Annotated in this window: 15 protein-coding genes and 1 rRNA gene; 5 read left to right on the forward strand and 11 right to left on the reverse strand. The window is 46.4% G+C overall.

Going from position 1 to position 15097, the window contains the following annotated elements; translation table 11 throughout:
* Positions 1–194 precede the first annotated feature (194 nt).
* Positions 195–833: a Uma2 family endonuclease gene (locus PJF56_RS16355; protein WP_283763762.1), complete on the forward strand. Its 639-nt coding sequence runs from the start codon at positions 195–197 to the stop codon at positions 831–833.
* Between the two features lie 21 nt (positions 834–854).
* Here PJF56_RS16355 and PJF56_RS16360 read toward each other — a convergent pair whose 3' ends face one another.
* Genes PJF56_RS16360 through PJF56_RS16370 form a run of 3 tightly spaced genes read right to left on the reverse strand, consistent with a single transcriptional unit; the run spans position 855 to position 6110 of the window.
* Complete coding sequence (locus PJF56_RS16360; RefSeq protein WP_283763763.1) at positions 855–1301, reverse strand: Crp/Fnr family transcriptional regulator; 447 nt, start codon at positions 1299–1301, stop codon at positions 855–857.
* A 43-nt stretch (positions 1302–1344) separates the two neighbouring features.
* Positions 1345–4506 carry an MFS transporter gene (locus PJF56_RS16365; RefSeq protein ID WP_283763764.1) on the reverse strand — a complete coding sequence of 1054 codons (3162 nt, stop codon included), beginning with the start codon at positions 4504–4506 and terminating at the stop codon, positions 1345–1347.
* Complete coding sequence (locus PJF56_RS16370) at positions 4506–6110, reverse strand: bifunctional metallophosphatase/5'-nucleotidase (protein WP_283763765.1); 1605 nt, start codon at positions 6108–6110, stop codon at positions 4506–4508. Before PJF56_RS16370 ends, PJF56_RS16365 begins: the two co-directional genes overlap by 1 nt.
* A 76-nt stretch (positions 6111–6186) precedes the next feature.
* On the opposite strand from PJF56_RS16370, the gene PJF56_RS16375 reads away from it, so the two are divergent.
* Positions 6187–6372, forward strand: a complete 186-nt coding sequence (locus PJF56_RS16375) for a hypothetical protein (protein ID WP_283763766.1) — start codon at positions 6187–6189, stop codon at positions 6370–6372.
* Positions 6373–6537: 165 nt separating this feature from the next.
* On the opposite strand, the gene PJF56_RS16380 is transcribed toward PJF56_RS16375, so the two are convergent.
* Positions 6538–7380: a retropepsin-like aspartic protease family protein gene (locus tag PJF56_RS16380; RefSeq protein WP_283763767.1), complete on the reverse strand. Its 843-nt coding sequence runs from the start codon at positions 7378–7380 to the stop codon at positions 6538–6540.
* Between the two features lie 227 nt (positions 7381–7607).
* On the opposite strand from PJF56_RS16380, the gene PJF56_RS16385 reads away from it, so the two are divergent.
* The gene (locus PJF56_RS16385; RefSeq protein ID WP_283763768.1) at positions 7608–8495 is read left to right on the forward strand and encodes a PhzF family phenazine biosynthesis protein; all 888 of its coding nucleotides are present in this window, start codon (positions 7608–7610) and stop codon (positions 8493–8495) included.
* Positions 8496–8527: 32 nt separating this feature from the next.
* Here the strand turns inward: PJF56_RS16385 and PJF56_RS16390 are convergent, their stop codons facing one another.
* The 6 genes from PJF56_RS16390 to PJF56_RS16415 form a co-directional block, all read right to left on the reverse strand.
* Positions 8528–8743: a hypothetical protein gene (locus PJF56_RS16390; RefSeq protein WP_283763769.1), complete on the reverse strand. Its 216-nt coding sequence runs from the start codon at positions 8741–8743 to the stop codon at positions 8528–8530.
* Between the two features lie 244 nt (positions 8744–8987).
* Entirely contained in the window at positions 8988–9605 is a 618-nt protein-coding gene (locus PJF56_RS16395) for a hypothetical protein (RefSeq protein ID WP_283763770.1), read from the reverse strand.
* Between the two features lie 106 nt (positions 9606–9711).
* A complete protein-coding gene (locus PJF56_RS16400) occupies positions 9712–10299 on the reverse strand; it encodes a hypothetical protein (RefSeq protein ID WP_283763771.1) in 588 nt (195 codons plus the stop codon).
* Positions 10300–10365: 66 nt separating this feature from the next.
* Positions 10366–11745, reverse strand: coding sequence for a CHAT domain-containing protein (locus PJF56_RS16405; protein ID WP_283763772.1), 1380 nt, complete (start codon positions 11743–11745; stop codon positions 10366–10368).
* Between the two features lie 135 nt (positions 11746–11880).
* A complete protein-coding gene (locus PJF56_RS16410) occupies positions 11881–12597 on the reverse strand; it encodes a phycobilisome rod-core linker polypeptide (RefSeq protein ID WP_283763773.1) in 717 nt (238 codons plus the stop codon).
* Positions 12598–12631: 34 nt separating this feature from the next.
* A complete protein-coding gene (locus tag PJF56_RS16415; protein ID WP_283763774.1) occupies positions 12632–13105 on the reverse strand; it encodes a globin family protein in 474 nt (157 codons plus the stop codon).
* Positions 13106–13499: 394 nt separating this feature from the next.
* On the opposite strand from PJF56_RS16415, the gene PJF56_RS16420 reads away from it, so the two are divergent.
* Positions 13500–14294 carry an LmeA family phospholipid-binding protein gene (locus PJF56_RS16420; protein WP_283763775.1) on the forward strand — a complete coding sequence of 265 codons (795 nt, stop codon included), beginning with the start codon at positions 13500–13502 and terminating at the stop codon, positions 14292–14294.
* 24 nt (positions 14295–14318) lie between these two features.
* On the forward strand, positions 14319–14939 hold the full coding sequence (locus PJF56_RS16425) for a MotA/TolQ/ExbB proton channel family protein (RefSeq protein WP_347179567.1): 621 nt from the start codon (positions 14319–14321) through the stop codon (positions 14937–14939).
* 59 nt (positions 14940–14998) lie between these two features.
* Here PJF56_RS16425 and rrf read toward each other — a convergent pair.
* Positions 14999–15097 (reverse strand): 5S ribosomal RNA (gene rrf, locus PJF56_RS16430); the annotation flags it as partial.

Genomic DNA, 15097 nt, shown 5'->3' on the forward strand with positions numbered 1-15097 from the left:
CGCGGTAATGGGTAATGGGTAATGGGTAATGGGAAAACCATTTTTTACGCTATGCGTGCCCATTCTTCAGGCTTTTCATGGGACAACACTCTCAAGGAACATTTCGATTACTGTACCTCATAACATCGAAAAACGCTGTAAACAAGTATCCTATTGCGGTATTCCGATAATCAACCCATGCAAAGGTCAATACTATGCAAGTAACTCTTGAACAATTAGTTATTTCTCCTGGTCGTCAACTTTTAATGAAAGATATTAGTTGGCAGATGTACGAAGACTTGCTAGAGGATTTGGGAGAAAAACGCGGGTCTCGGATTAATTACAGTCAAGGAATATTAGAAATCATGACACCATTGCCGGAACACGAAGACGATAAAGTAATGATTTCTGACTTCGTAAAAGCAATTTGGGAAGAATGGGATATTGAGTTTCGGAGTCTGGGTTCCACGACGTTTAAAAGTCAACGGATGAATCAGGGACTTGAAGCTGATGATTGTTTCTATATCGAAAATGAGGCAGCAGTTCGCGGTCAAAAGCGAATTGATTTAAGTATAGATCCGCCCCCAGATCTGGCTATTGAAATTGATATTACCTATCGGACTCGGTTTAACAATTATGAAGCGTTGGGAGTTGGGGAACTTTGGCGCTTTAATGGTACAAGTTTAGAAATTAATGTGCTACAAGATGGTGTTTATATTCAATCTGATGAAAGTCCTCATTTTCCTGGACTTTCTTTAACGAAAATTATTCCTGAATATCTGGAACGGAGTAAAGTTGAAGGTAGGAATAAAACCATGAAAGCATTTCGGGCTTGGATTAGGGAGCAAATTTAGTCTAGTAGTGGAAGGAAATCTTCAGTCATAGGAATTAACCTCTTGCATCCATTGCTGATAGACTACCTGCTGCAAGGTTTGACTAAAATCGCGGCAAATGGAGATCAAAATCTGCGGGCGCTGGTAACCTAAACTAATTAACCGCTTTTTATCAATTTTGAACAGTTGACAGTCTGTTTTTGCTACAAATTGCAGTTTCGAGGGCGAATCATCAAAGAGATCGAGATAGCCAAAACTTGCACCGGAAGCAATTTCCTTAATCGGGATGAACTGCTCTCCAGAGCGCTTAGAAGAGGTGACGGTTCCTGACCCAACAATATAACAAGCGTTTATCACTTTACCGGCGGGGAGGATGATTTCATGTTCTAAATACTGTTCTTGTACTAATTCTTGGGAGATTAAAATTAGTTCGTCTAAGCTCAGGCTTTGGAACAGGGAGAGGTTTTGGAGCAGGATGATAGGGTTCATGGAATGGGTAATGGGTAATGGGTAATTGGAGATCGCCCCATCCCTAGACGGTGATTTCTGTTTCTTCTAGACTCTGCTTCAAGAATGTGCTGAAGCGTTTGCAAATTTCTATAATCATATCGGGTTTTTGGTAGACCAAATCGAGGAAGCGATCGCTCTCTAACTTCAGTAAAGTACAATGGGTTTCGGCGATCGCATCTACCCAAGCCGGGGTTTGATTAAACAGTTGGCTCTCGCCAAAATAATCCCCAGCGCTCAAGGTTGCTAGGATTTGGCGATTTCCGCCGATAGTTTTGACAATCTGAGCGGTTCCTGAAGCCAGAATATAGAGATGGTGGCGTTGAGACCCTTCAGCAATGATGACTTCTTGGGGTGCAAACTGTTCTTCGATCAACTCCTGATTAATCAACAGTAGCTCATCCAGGCAAAAATGGCGAAAGAGCTGAACGCGGGTAAGAATATAGATCCGTTCTAGGGTTGGCTCCTGGTGACAAGTTTGACCCCTGGCCGGGAATAGGGTTTTGGCCACTTGCTGCACCAGGGGGTCTGGGGTTTGGATCAGGGTCTGGGGAATATCCACCAAGGCTACCATTGCACCAAGTTCTAACCATCGGTCTTCGGATGCCAGGCTCTCTAAAATCAGTTTATAGCCTTGGGTTTTCATCCATTGGGCATCGGCCTGAATCTCCTGTTGGGGAGATTGACCATTGGCCCAGGTTTCCAGCAGGGGAAGCAGGGGTTTGACAAAGCGACGATAGCGCAGGGAGGCGATGGTTTCTACGGCATTGGCCCGATCGCGTAAATTTTGGGAATGAATCACCTGTTTGAGCGCATCTAGGGTATCGCTACAGCCTAGGGTTGACAAGGTATGGAACACCCGCTCTAAGACCCGTTTTTGATAGTCCCGGATGGCGAGAGCCAACAGTTGCCATTGGGGATGGTCTGCGGGAACCTGCTGCAACCACTGCCAACTGCGGCTAAACTGCTGTAACTGGGGCCCTAAATACTGGTAAAGCCGGTCTTCGGCGCGAGGTGTGCCCATATATCCCAAGGTGGCGATCGCCGCATCCACCACCTCTGAGCGGGGCGATTCTAGATAAGATTCCACCCAGGGTAGGGCGCTCTCTCCCCCACGGGCCAAGGCCTGGGCCGCTTGGTCGCGCACATGGGGATGGCGATCGCTTAAGGCTTGGGCAAAATAGGGGAAGAGGGTTTCCTCCGGTGCTTTGCCCAAAATTTCAATCGCCCTTGCCCTCACCTGGGGATCGGCGTGACCGAGTTGGGAAGCCAACAACTCCCGGATCTGGGGAAGATTCTGGCACTCTAGGGTGGTCAAACTCCTTAACCCCTGCTGCTGGATCTCCAGGGGAGCATGGCGGATCAGGGGGGCGAGCAGGATCAACAGGTCGGGGTTGGCGGTGCGGGTGATGATATGGATCAGGTTTTGTTGGCTCTGGGGCGGCAAATGGGCTGCCCAAGCGTCTAAATCGTCGGGCAATGATTTTTTTGAGGTTTGCAGGTCTGCCAGGGTAATCAGGGCGCGGATTTCCGGGTCTCCCGTTTGCCAAAATTGCGATCGCTGGGGTTCGGGAACCGGTTGTTGACAGACAATCAACAATTCTAAGGCGATCGCCCGACTTAACCGATTCCTAGACTCCAACAGGTTGCGGGTACAAAAGGTTTGATCCTGGGCCGGAATTTGACTCAGAAAGGTGACGACTCCTTGACGCAGTTCCGGGTGAGTCTGGGAAAACAGAGTTTTGACTTCGGGTAAAACCTGGCTAGGGTTATGGAGACGAGTTGCTAATTGTAAACCGAGCAGTTGCGTTTGGCGAGAGCCACTGTTGAGCATCGTTTTCACTTCCTCTTGATAGGAAGCGGGGAGCCTCACCCACCCCGTTTTCACCCCATCTAAATTCACCACCCCATCCGTCACCATCGTCATCAAAGAATCCAGATAACTACGACCGGTGAAATAACCCACCCCACTATAAACCCCGCTTAACCCCACCCCCAGCACAGTCGTTGCCGTCAAAGTGTCCAACTGTTGGGTACTCAGCAGAATCAAACCGCCTAAAATTTGCCCAATGGGGGAAAATAGCCCTTCACTGAGAACCCGAAACCGGCCTAAAATGCGCGGGGGAACGGCATTATAGTTCAGCAGTCGCACCGCTTCCGCCATGCCATAGTTTAGGGAGCGCTGGTTAATGTGGGCAAAAACCGCCGAACCCAGTCCCGGAGCAACCAATAACCCGATAAACGTCGCCAGGGTAGTGATGGGATAAATTAGATTCATCCGTCGCACCCCCATTTTTTGAATCAGCCAGGGAGTGACGAGAGAGGATAAGCCAAATTCTAAGACACTTAACAGGGCAGACATTAAAGCCAGGAAACTGCCCAATTTTTGGGCATCTCCCAGGGTATCCGCGTAGATGGCAGAATATTGGTATTCTTCTAACAGCCGCAATAATAAGAGTAAAAACGTATTGGCCGTCAGAAACAGAATAATCGGATAGCGGGAAATCAGTTGGGGAAATTGGCGCAGGGATTCCTTGAGAGTTGCCGCCCTTTGATGGGGTTCGTTAACTTCGATATCGTTTTGGTCAATTTCAATATAGACCATTTCGGCGATCGCCAGCCCATAGAGTACCGGTAGCACCATTACCAGCACAGAAGGTTTAATCACTTGCAGGGCAATACCGGCGATCGAATTGGCCAGCAAATAGCCTAAACTAGAGGCTAAATTCAGATAGGAGGTATAGCGCTTGAGTTCTAACGCCGTAAAATAATCCGCCACCAGATTCCAAAAGCCGATTTTAATCACCAGCACACTGACGACTTCAGAAAAAATATAAAAGATAAACAGAATATAGAGTCCAGACTCTAACCATCCCAGAATTCTTAACCCCGACATAAATAGGGCACTGCCCAACAGCAGCAACTGCAACAGCCGCTTATGGGAGCATTTGCCAATCACCTGGGAAAACAACCCAGAAATGATAATAATGCAAATGGGAGTTAAGGTATACAGTAAGGGCAGTCGATCCGCACCTGCTTGAGCTAAAAATAGGGAACGGGAGAGCAGGGAGGCTAACCCTTGAGTTCCCACTAAAGTTAAGGCCAGCAGGAGAAATGCACCCAGCCTTTTCAGTTGATCGTTGGATAAGCCGAGGCGCTTTTTGAGGACGGATAACAACTGACCCATTACCCTTCTGCCGCGCGATAATGCGACCCATCGCTGTCGCGATCGCGGATATATTCTATCAGAGTATCAGAGATCAAATACCCCGTATCTACAACGTTTTTTCCCTCAGACAACAGAGTATATCCATCACCCCCCTTGAACAGAAAACTAGAAGTCACCACCCGATAATTCCTCTCTAAATCCAGAGGAAGATAAGAGCCATCCCCTTGTCGAGTGTCAACTCTCAACATCCGCGAACCCACTGGTAAATCCGCTTGCCAATCAAGTCTCATTCCCGCCACTTGGGGAAAACACCCATCAAGTTTATCCACTTGACTCACCCCATATTCGAGCAGCTCTTTAATCTGTTTTCCCGTTAAATCTACTTCAATCACCGTATTCGGGAAGGGAAAAGCTTCTAAAATATCCCCAATGGTAATTTCTCCGGCGGCAATACTGCCCCGAATTCCGCCCCCATTGGTAATCGCGATTTCCGTTTGATTGCGGGCAGTTTTAACGAGTAAAGCTTCCCCTAACAGGGTTCCCAGGTTGGTTTGTTCCCGTCGAATATAGGGGCGATCGCCATTGAGTTTAATCGGAGTTTCACCAATAACTTTACTTTTCAGTTTTTGAATGGGTTGGGAAAAGGTCTTGAGAATCGCTTGAAATTGGGGATTGGCACTAATTTCGTCACTTACAGGATGGAGATTTCCTTCCCAGTTTTGGAGATGTCCCTGGCGATCGAACCTAACATTTAAGTCCCCTAAATATTTGCCCCATTCCCAATCCGTGACCACTAAAACCGGTTGACCATTGGGTGTTTTTTCCACAATCGGATAGGGATAAACAGCCTCTGGCATATCTCCCACTCTGGTATGGGAATGGCCGCCAATAATGACATCAATGCCATCGACTTGCCGGGCTAATTCCAGATCTTCAGTAATCCCCAGATGGGTAAGGGCAATAATTTTATTTACCCCTTCCTGGGTTAACTCGTTTACAGCTTGTTGTGCTGCTTGCACCGGATCTAAAAATTCTACCCCTTCCCCGACTTCTGCCATGGTCATGGTTTCTGGGGTGGTTAGTCCCAAAATGCCGATGTTTTGCCCCTTCTTTTTAAGGATAATCCAAGGTTTTACCCAACCCGAAAGGGGCGAGCTAGATTCAATGTCTAAGTTGGCTGAAACGATGGAAAATTTACTCTCTTCAATAAAGTTTCTCAGAACTTCTTGACCCTGGTCAAATTCATGATTCCCTAAAGTCATGGCATCATAGTTTAAGGCATTGTAAAATTTGCCGTCTGCTTGCCCTTGATAGGTGTTAAAATAGAGTGTTCCTTGGAATACATCTCCTGCATCTAACAGTAACAGGGGTTGGTTGGCGCGATCGCTTTCTTCTCTGAGGCGATCGATCAAAGTTTTGCGTTTAGAAATGCCCCCCAAGGTTTCATTTTCTCCCATTTCTACCGGTTCTAAATGGGCATGATGATCGTTGGTGTGTAACAGACGCACTTCAAAGGCAGAAGCGGCCCAAAAACGTCCACTCACTAGCCCAATAATGACCGCGAGAACAACGCCGAAAAGGACTTGTAGGCTTCTTTTCCAATAGAGTGAAGTTTGGTTCATCGGTTTGTAGTTGTAGATTATTTTGCTATAATTCTTAAATAATTTGGGTTAATTAGGATTGTGTATCTTTCCATGTTTGATAATAGTCCCTAATACCCTAATCGGAGGCGCAGGGCGCGATCTTTTCGTCATTCAATCAGCGAATACGACAGCAGAACACTTAATCACAGATTTTGTTGACAGTCAAGATTTACTCGGCTTAGACGGGCTGACCTTTACGGAAATTACCATCACTTCAGACGGCAATAGTACCCTGATTTAACAGAGCGCAACCGGTCGCATTTTAGCCCGTTTACCTGGCATTAACCCAAGTCAAATTACCGAAGCAGATTTTACCACATCTTTAACACCCCTGCCGTCCTCTCCAGAGGCAACCACGTTAATCAATGGCATTGCTAGTGGAGATACATTGAGTTATAGGGTGCGTTCATCTTGGTTGAAATTCAATTCGGTCTTGGCGAAGAATCAGGTCATAATCGCCAAAGAAGTCGTGACCGAGTAAGCCGATTTCTAATTGAGAACCGGCGATAATGACGGGTAAGTTGTGGACGACTACGCCTTTGACGGCGATCGATTCAACTAAACCGATGGGAACAGTGACTCCTTTAGCGCTGGCGGTATCCATTTGTGCTGATCCGATGATGGGAAGATCTAGGGATTGGGCCATCTTTTGGGTAATGACGACTCCTGTGGCTCCGGTATCGACGATCATTTCAAAGGTTCGAGTCTGATTAAATACCACATCGATCACTGGGGTTCCGGCTTCCCGGCGCTTAATGGGGGTTTGGATTGCTCCCGGTTTGACGGTGGAGGAGCGCTGTTGAACCGGTTGAATAGGGGTGATGGGTTTGACCGCGATAATTTCGGGGCTAGGGGAAGGAGAGGGGGATACGGTTTGAGTTTGGGTTTGGGCGTATGTCAGGTTTTGCTGATATTCATTAATTTTTTGTTGGGCTAGGGTGTGGTTGGGACTTTGGGGGGGGATTTGTTGGAGCAGAGCGATCGCCTGTTGCCATTGCCGAGCGACTAATTGCCAATCCCCTGGAGATGCCGCAGACTGGGCGATACTGGCTGCACCATAGGCTTTATCTAAGGCTCGTTGTAGGGTTTTTTGGTCGGTTTTAACCGGAGAAGGTTTAGGAGTGGGAGAGGGGGAAGGGGAGGCGATCGCCTGCGGCGTTTCTGGAGGGGGCGGATCGGCAACCTCAACCGGCGATCGCTTACAGGCAACCATGGAGACGACTATCCCTAATAAAATCAAGCGTTTCACCGGTTGTCACCCTTTCTGAGTATCCATTAGCAAAAACAATCTAAAAATACCATGTCTTTCTTTTTCCCTGTGCGCTATGCGTGCCCATTTTTCGGGGTTTTCATGGGAAGGCATCGGTTAAGGAAAATTGTGATTACTGTATCTCATCATATCGAAAAGTGCTGTATAGAGAGAGGGCTTAAAATTCTGATAAACTAAAATTCCATCGAGTGTTGGTGTGAGACCCTATGCCCTCTGTCCCCTTCCATATCGTTGATGTTTTTGCCGTGAAACCCTATAGCGGCAACCCATTAGCTGTCATCCTCAATGCTGGGGAGCTGACGACGGAAACGATGCAAACCATTGCTAAGGAAATTAACTTTTCGGAAACGACGTTTATTTTAGGCGATCGCCCCGAAAAGGGCGGCTACCCAGTTCGCATCTTCACCCCCGTGCAAGAACTCCCCTTTGCCGGACATCCTACCCTAGGCACTGCCTACATTATCCAGCAAGCCATAATTGGCTCGCCCGTCGAGCGAGTTATCTTAAATCTGCAAGTTGGCCAAATTCCCGTCCATTGGCAAACCGAAAATCAAACGGAAATCTTATGGATGCAGCAAAATCCCCCAGAATTTAGCACCACCTATTCTAAAGAAGTCCTTGCTCCTATCCTCAGCTTAGAACCGGAAGACATTGACGATCGCTTTCCCATCCAAAGTGTCTCTACCGGAATGCCCTTTGCGATCGTTCCCTTGAAAACTCAAGCCGCCCTCAAACGATGCCGCATTCAACAATCCTTATATTTTGAGTTTATCGACAATCAGCCAGGAAAAGAGATTTTTGTCTTTTGTCCCGAAACCCATCACCCTGACAACACCTTTAGCGCTCGCATGTTTGCCGACTACTTAGGCATTCCCGAAGATCCAGCCACCGGTAGCGCCAATGGCTGTTTTGCGGGCTATTTAGTCGAACACAACTATCTAGGCACTCAAGAGATTGATGTGCGAGTCGAACAAGGCTATGAAATTAATCGCCCCTCCCTGTTACATCTGAGCGCTCACCGGAATCAGAATCACATTTGTGTTCAAGTTGGAGGTCAAGTCATGCCCATTGCTAAAGGAGAGTTCTTCCTCTAGTCCATTCATTTCCCATTCCCTTAAATTTTTCCTTAGCTGACTAAAGCTTCTTCTATAATCTGGACTTTGCCTCGTTGTACACCTCTTAAGATGCGATAGGCTGCTTTGTATTCTTCACTGTCTTTGCTAAAGGTTTGGCAGGTTAGCTTGAGGAAAAACAAGTCTTCAGTAGAAATAGAGTTGATTATACTAACGGAAGCAAAAAGGCTAGAGATGTAGTCGGATAGTTTTTCTGTAGCTGATAGCATGGTATGCGCCCTCATTCCTCGATGTTTTTATTTTCTCCAAATTTTTGCGATCGGTAGGTGACGCGCCTCAGTGTTGAGGATGATCTTGTACGAGATAGACTGTGATTGTAATGGAGCAACTTGGGCGACGGAGATCACTGTTGGGGATATTTATAAATGCTCAAACCATTGTCAAACAAGATTTTTGCCTTTTCCCTCCTCTTGACAACCAGCTTACACAGCCCTTGCGATCCATGCTCATGACTCAACCCCTACTCCTTCCCCAAAGGGCTAATCCCCCCCCGCGTCCGCGAGCGGCGATCAGGTTATCTTGGACTAAAAAATAGTTGAAAAATGCTAGTTCGCGGATAGGCGCTTGATAAAATCGAGCGTTGCGGTTTTCTCCGTTGCGAATTAGGGTAGAAAATAGGACTTTATCGAAGAATTTGACTTGCATGGTGGTAAAGTCAAATGCTAAAATAGAGTTAGACTTTAAACGTTTAGCGGGGCCAAAAACGATTAAGGTAAATAAGCCGATTTGAATTCGATTTTCGACTTCTCCCGCTTCAAATTTCTGCCGATCGATCTTTTCTAAGTCGGGTAAAGGACGATACACCAATTGAATGGGAATCAACCGCAGCAGAGTCTGGGCTAACCTCATCTGGGTTAAATTGAGCGATCGCCCCTGTTTTTCCCCCGTAATCCAACACAAGCGCCATTCTCCTGCCAGTTGCTCGAAGCCATAGGGCGTTTTTTCCTTTTTCCTGCACTTTTCCCAAGCTAACAGTTCCTCCACTACCTCCCCCGCAGCCGGAGCAGAAACTTGAGGGTTTAACATCGATGCTACCGTTTGTTCGAGTAGGGCAAAATTCGTCATCTTCATTTCCATCCATCGATTCGCCATTCAAGAGGCGGTTTGACCCGCCCCTAAATCTTCCCTTATCAGAAAAATGGGTCTAAAACCCTGTCCTTCTAGGACGGTGAGTATGTCAATTCAGTCTGGATAATCCTTGCAAATCAAACTTTTGCAGCCAAACTTGGCGATCGCTCTCTGTAAACGACCGATCGCGAGATTGGGCCTTCACTTGAAAGCGATCGGCCACCAAAACTCCCGTAATATTGCTCCCCTGAGTCACCGCAGGAAACCCCCCAATATTTTTGGTACTCTTTTCGTACTTTTTCCGAGCCGCAGGTAAACTAATCGTATCGGAAATCGACAAAACAGCCATATCCTTGCCCCCCTGCTTCAGCTTATATTCAGAAAATCCCTTTTTCTCCTGAGCCGCAACCACTTGATAGCCATCCCCAGACCTGGGAAAAAAGCGGTTCAAACGAGAACCCGGAAGCGCTTCCTTCTTCACGGCTGGAGCAGCATTACGTTTAGTCGTCTCCCGTTGGGTATTTTCCCAAGATTGAGCCGTATCCTGGGAAGTCTTCTGGGGTTGAGTTTGGGTTGGCGTATTCCGTTGACTACTGCTAGAAGATGAAGATCCAGTCGTACCCGCACAACCAGAGACAAACACTACTGTCGCCAGCGCAACTGCAACCCACTGTTTCCGTTGAAAGCTAAATATCATCAGTCAGTATCTTCTCCACTTGAGATCAATCTGTTTCCATTGTGGCTGATCGTCCTAACCCTCTGTCTACCAAGGAGAACCAATGAGCGTAAATGCCGACCAATAAAACGGAGCTGCCAGATTATCGATCGCCAAATTCCCCAACTCTGAAGGCAATTCTACCGCTCCTCGACTTCCTCGCAATTGGCGATCGCTTAAACTCACTTCTCCTCGTAAGAGGGAAAGTTGCGCTTGGCGCAGAGCTTCCGCTTTAATCGGCGATCGGGGTAACTGCTGATAAAATTCACTCATCAGCGCCAACGTCCCCCCATCACTGACATACCACAGACTCGCTAGGACTGAGTGTACCCCACTTTCAAACGCCAACCCCGCAAACCCCAATTCCGCCTCCGGATCGCCAATAGCCGTCCGACAAGCACTCAACACCAGTAAATCCAAAGGCGGATCGTCCAAGGGCAATTGGCGAATCCGATCCAGAGTGAGCTGACTATCCCAAAATTGAATATAGGATTGATTCGGTTGTCCCGGCTGAAATTCTGCATGGGTGGCTAAATGAACAATATCAAAATCCTGGGATTCCAATTGGGTTTGTAAGTTCTCTAAGGTAAATTCCTCATTCAAAAACGCTCGGCTCTCCCACACATTTTGCCCCTGCACGATCCCATCACGGAGTAATTCTAATTCTAGGGCAACTGCGGGGAGAGGATCTAAATCCTTAAATTCGGAGGCTCCCATGGCTAGAAGTTGGGTTTTTTGGGGGTTATCCGTTCCCACCGTCATCAAATTAAACGCTGGAATAATGGCCAAGCTATATTTTTCCACTAAAAATTGCTCCCCATCAAATAAGGCACCAAAGGGAACAGATCTTAACCCCTTTCCCGTACAGAAGAGTAATGTATCGATGCCCTCCCTTTCTAATTGGGCTTCTACAGGAGCGATGATCCACTGGTAGAGTTGTTCGGCTGAGGATTGATATCGTATGGTACGGAGATATCGGGGATTCGTAACCGTAGAGCGAAATTCATTCGCTATATTGACCAGGTTACTCCTAGAGGCTTCTGGAATCTCACGATACGTCAGATTACCCTGAGCTGTGATCAACAGTAATTCTAGGTTGTCCGGCATCGGATGGACATACAGGAGCGCTGGCGTTTTTCCCGTTTCTTTCTCCTTCCGAGCTAGAAACTGGGCAATTTCTGGGGCTTGTAGCTTTTCGATATCTCTAGCATGGGATTGGAAGTAGTCGGTAAACTCTTCTTTCCACACCTGCTCGATACGGTTAACCAGCTTGATTAACTCTTGTCGATCTGAAGGCTCTTTGCTCTCAGGGGATAGGCTCCAGCTTAAATGCCCAGTTACTACAATGACACTGAATACGACCAAAAATAAGACCAGGCAAGAGATCCACCGGGTTGCTCGTTTACGCATCAGATAATGATCAAACATAAGGTTGACCTTCAAGAAATGAAAGGATCTCCTCTGTGATAACAAATTTAGGATGCCAACGGAATGATTTCTCTAGCCACAAAAAAACCTGCTTGAGCAGGTTTCAGTTATGGAGACAAACACAATGCACAATGATTAACCAATCACTGCCCGTAATTTTTCCAGTTTTTGAGGGGACATAGAGGCTAATGCTTGTTGTCCCTGTTCAGATTCCACGAGCTTGACTAATTCCTGAACGGCTACTTCAACTTCGTTGGAAATCGGAGGATTAAGAATTTCGCCAGCTTCGGGATGGCAAACTCCTCCTTCACACACCCAGCCTAAGTCATGCCAATATCGGGTGGGTACAGTGGTTCCCCGTTGCCCAATGTGTTCGGAGTTCAACCACTGGGTTTCGAGGTAAGATTGGGGTGATTCGTAATATTTGGGCGATCGCGCATAAGGAACCGTAAAACACCCAAACACTTTCCGGTATTCTTCTGAATCTAGAATGGCAGTAATTAACTGATCAACGCCTTTTGTGGTTAAAATTTGCGAATAGTGTTGAATTTCTGCTTTATCTTTTGGCGCACGACCAAGAAAGTGTTTTAAGCAGATTTCTAAGAACTTCACATTGGAGTAACGGTGATAAAAAGAATCCAGATAAACAGCAGAATGACCTAGCTCTTTTAGAAACCGACGGACTCCAATTTTATCGTGCAAAAACTGATGCTCGGCTTTCTTTAAACGTTTGTGTTCATACTGATACGGCTGACGCTCCAACACTTGGTAGTAGATGGCGATCAGCGCTTGTTGCCGTTCTTCAAGCGATGAAGTTCGACTGACAGTTAGGGGTTTAGGGGGGCAGTTCATGGGTATATTCTCCTCTACAACAGGATCGATTGACTTAAACATGGGAGTTCAACATGACGGTAATGACTTTGATATAAGGATGGACTAAACTACTACAGTTAGGGGGCAACAGCTCATCCACTTCTTTATGCAAATAGTCGTAAACCCTTGTACAATGACTCGTGCGTTTATATGCCACTAAAATAGTGTCTAGCCAAAACATCATTTGTTCTTTGAAGAACATCTCGTCATTCCGCAGAATTGACAAGGCAATATAACGGATGACTGAACCCATATCGTATTTGCATCGAGCGCCATGATTTTTGATTAACTCTGGATAGGCTTGGGCAAATTTACGGAGGGTATTGACGATCAGCTTTTCACTGTTTTCACTCAGAAGCTGATAGGTTTGTAGCCGGAGTTGATAGCTTTGTAAATACTGCTCTAAGGGATAAAGCTCTTGTGCATTGAGGTATCGGCCATCAGCCTCTATTAGTTTGGTATCTAGATCGTGGTTTAATGTATGCATGGTTATATCCTCGGAAGATGCTTGAATAGGACTGAACTTATCAGCAAATTTCTAAATTCTTGCTTAACCTCTCTTCTTCTAGGTTGCCTCAAGACTAAAATATTCTCAAGGTATTGCAGCGATTCTTAATAAAGATTTTTACATTTTTTGATGAATCTCATCTAACCCTACTCCTTGAAGCGTGAAGATTTATATCTTTATATTGGTAACCCTGAGAGAGTTTAGGGATCTGAGTGGGTATTTCTGTATTTCTAGATGCCAAAATCCGCCCTGAATCCTCGAAGATCGAGGATTGAGCCGAGATCTGCCCCAAGTTCAGAGGTCTGATGTTGTCGGTTTCTTTACAATTTGTTACATTAATCGAGTGTAGAACTGTATCTAACTCAAAAACAGCATGTTTACTGGCGTCACCGGTTTCTTTGGCAGTCCTGGAAATAGAGATATGGGAGAGAGGCTCCTCAATACCGTGGCGAGCCAGTCGATTCGTCATCTGTTCACCCGCAGTGAATCGATTGAGGTGTCGATTCGCTGTTATCCATCTAGCAAAATTCTACAAGGAGCGATCGATGGTTTGCAAATGCAAGGCCGGGGCTTACTCATTCGCAATGACTTTCCCATGGAGGAGATGTCCTTTCAAACGGATGCTGTAGCCCTTGATTTTAGCGCTCTCCTGGGGGGAAAATTGCGCTTGAAGCAACCCACTCAGGCTGTTGCCCAAATCACCCTATCTGAAGCTGGTATTAACCAGTCCTTCCAGGCAAAATTGGTGACGAAACGGTTGGAAAATCTGACTCAACCCACCTTAACTGAAGTGTCTGGGGGAAACCCGGTTTCGTTTAAGGAGGTTTCGGTTGAGTTACTTCCCAATCATCAAATTCGATTATTGGCGAAAACGGATGTGGGAGGAGGTGAGCTGATTCCTATTGCCATGAAAGCTACGTTAGTGGTGGAACGTCGGCGACGCATCATTTTTAGCGAAGCTCAATTTGAAGAAGATCGTATTCCCCCAGAACTGTGCGATCGCGCTCAAACCTTGACCCAAGCCCTGGCTGACATCTTGAATGATATGGTTGATCTAGATCGATTTGACCTCGATGGTGTCACCTTGCGAATTAATCGCCTAGAAACTCAAGGTAAAAATCTACTGTTTAGTGGTTATGCTCAAATCGATCATTTTCCCGATACTTAGCTTCTTATTTGTGCGCTAACCGTGATAGATAGCCTATTTTCCTTGGGTGGAGTTGTGATTGTGCCGTTGTTAGGATTTTCTATCCTAGCAACCACCTTGATCCTAGAACGCTTGATGTTTTGGTGGCAAATCACTCGCCGCCAAAAACGATTGGCCCAAGAGGTATTGCGCATCTATCGTCAGGACGTGACAACTACCTTAATCAAATTAGATCAGAATCGAGATTTACCTCTGGCCAGAATTTTTCTCGCTGCTCTCGAACTCGAGCAACCCACCCCAGAAGAATTCCGATTAGCTCTCGAAAGTGCAGGACAAGCAGAAATCCCTATCCTGAAGCGATTTAATACTCTCTTTGAAACTGTGATTACTGTAGCTCCTCTATTGGGGCTATTGGGAACCATTCTCGGTCTGATTCAAGCTTTTTCTGCCCTGCGTATCGGAAACCTGGGGGGGATGGACAATATTGGCGTAACCGCAGGAATTAGTGAAGCCTTGATTTCTACTGCTGTCGGATTAGTCGTGGCGATCGTTACCCTATTATTTACTAACCTATTTCGAGGTCTATATCGCCGACAAATTGCCCTGATCCAAGAATATGGTGGCCAACTAGAACTAATTTACCGCAAACGGTTCATCAAAAACTAATCTTGAGCTTTTAAAACAACAAAACCCCTTTGTGTGAAAAGGGGTTTTGAGAAAAAGTAACCTGGCACCGAGCTATTTTGCCATGGGGTGACCCCCAAAGTATCGTCGCCGCTGCTGTGTTTCACTACCGAGTTCGGGATGGAGTCGGAGTGGTGCCA

The sequence above is a fragment of the Roseofilum halophilum BLCC-M91 genome, from assembly GCF_030068445.1.
Lineage (GTDB): Bacteria > Cyanobacteriota > Cyanobacteriia > Cyanobacteriales > Desertifilaceae > Roseofilum > Roseofilum halophilum.

Excerpts from the sequence above, each read along its gene's own strand:
- PJF56_RS16355 (WP_283763762.1), top strand. The coding sequence starts at position 195 with ATGCAAGTAACTCTTGAACAATTAGTTATTTCTCCTGGTCGTCAACTT.
- PJF56_RS16360 (WP_283763763.1), bottom strand. The coding sequence starts at position 1,301 with ATGAACCCTATCATCCTGCTCCAAAACCTCTCCCTGTTCCAAAGCCTG.
- PJF56_RS16365 (WP_283763764.1), bottom strand. The coding sequence starts at position 4,506 with ATGGGTCAGTTGTTATCCGTCCTCAAAAAGCGCCTCGGCTTATCCAAC.
- PJF56_RS16370 (WP_283763765.1), bottom strand. The coding sequence starts at position 6,110 with ATGAACCAAACTTCACTCTATTGGAAAAGAAGCCTACAAGTCCTTTTC.
- PJF56_RS16385 (WP_283763768.1), top strand. The coding sequence starts at position 7,608 with ATGCCCTCTGTCCCCTTCCATATCGTTGATGTTTTTGCCGTGAAACCC.
- PJF56_RS16390 (WP_283763769.1), bottom strand. The coding sequence starts at position 8,743 with ATGCTATCAGCTACAGAAAAACTATCCGACTACATCTCTAGCCTTTTT.
- PJF56_RS16395 (WP_283763770.1), bottom strand. The coding sequence starts at position 9,605 with ATGAAGATGACGAATTTTGCCCTACTCGAACAAACGGTAGCATCGATG.
- PJF56_RS16400 (WP_283763771.1), bottom strand. The coding sequence starts at position 10,299 with ATGATATTTAGCTTTCAACGGAAACAGTGGGTTGCAGTTGCGCTGGCG.
- PJF56_RS16405 (WP_283763772.1), bottom strand. The coding sequence starts at position 11,745 with ATGTTTGATCATTATCTGATGCGTAAACGAGCAACCCGGTGGATCTCT.
- PJF56_RS16410 (WP_283763773.1), bottom strand. The coding sequence starts at position 12,597 with ATGAACTGCCCCCCTAAACCCCTAACTGTCAGTCGAACTTCATCGCTT.
- PJF56_RS16415 (WP_283763774.1), bottom strand. The coding sequence starts at position 13,105 with ATGCATACATTAAACCACGATCTAGATACCAAACTAATAGAGGCTGAT.
- PJF56_RS16420 (WP_283763775.1), top strand. The coding sequence starts at position 13,500 with ATGTTTACTGGCGTCACCGGTTTCTTTGGCAGTCCTGGAAATAGAGAT.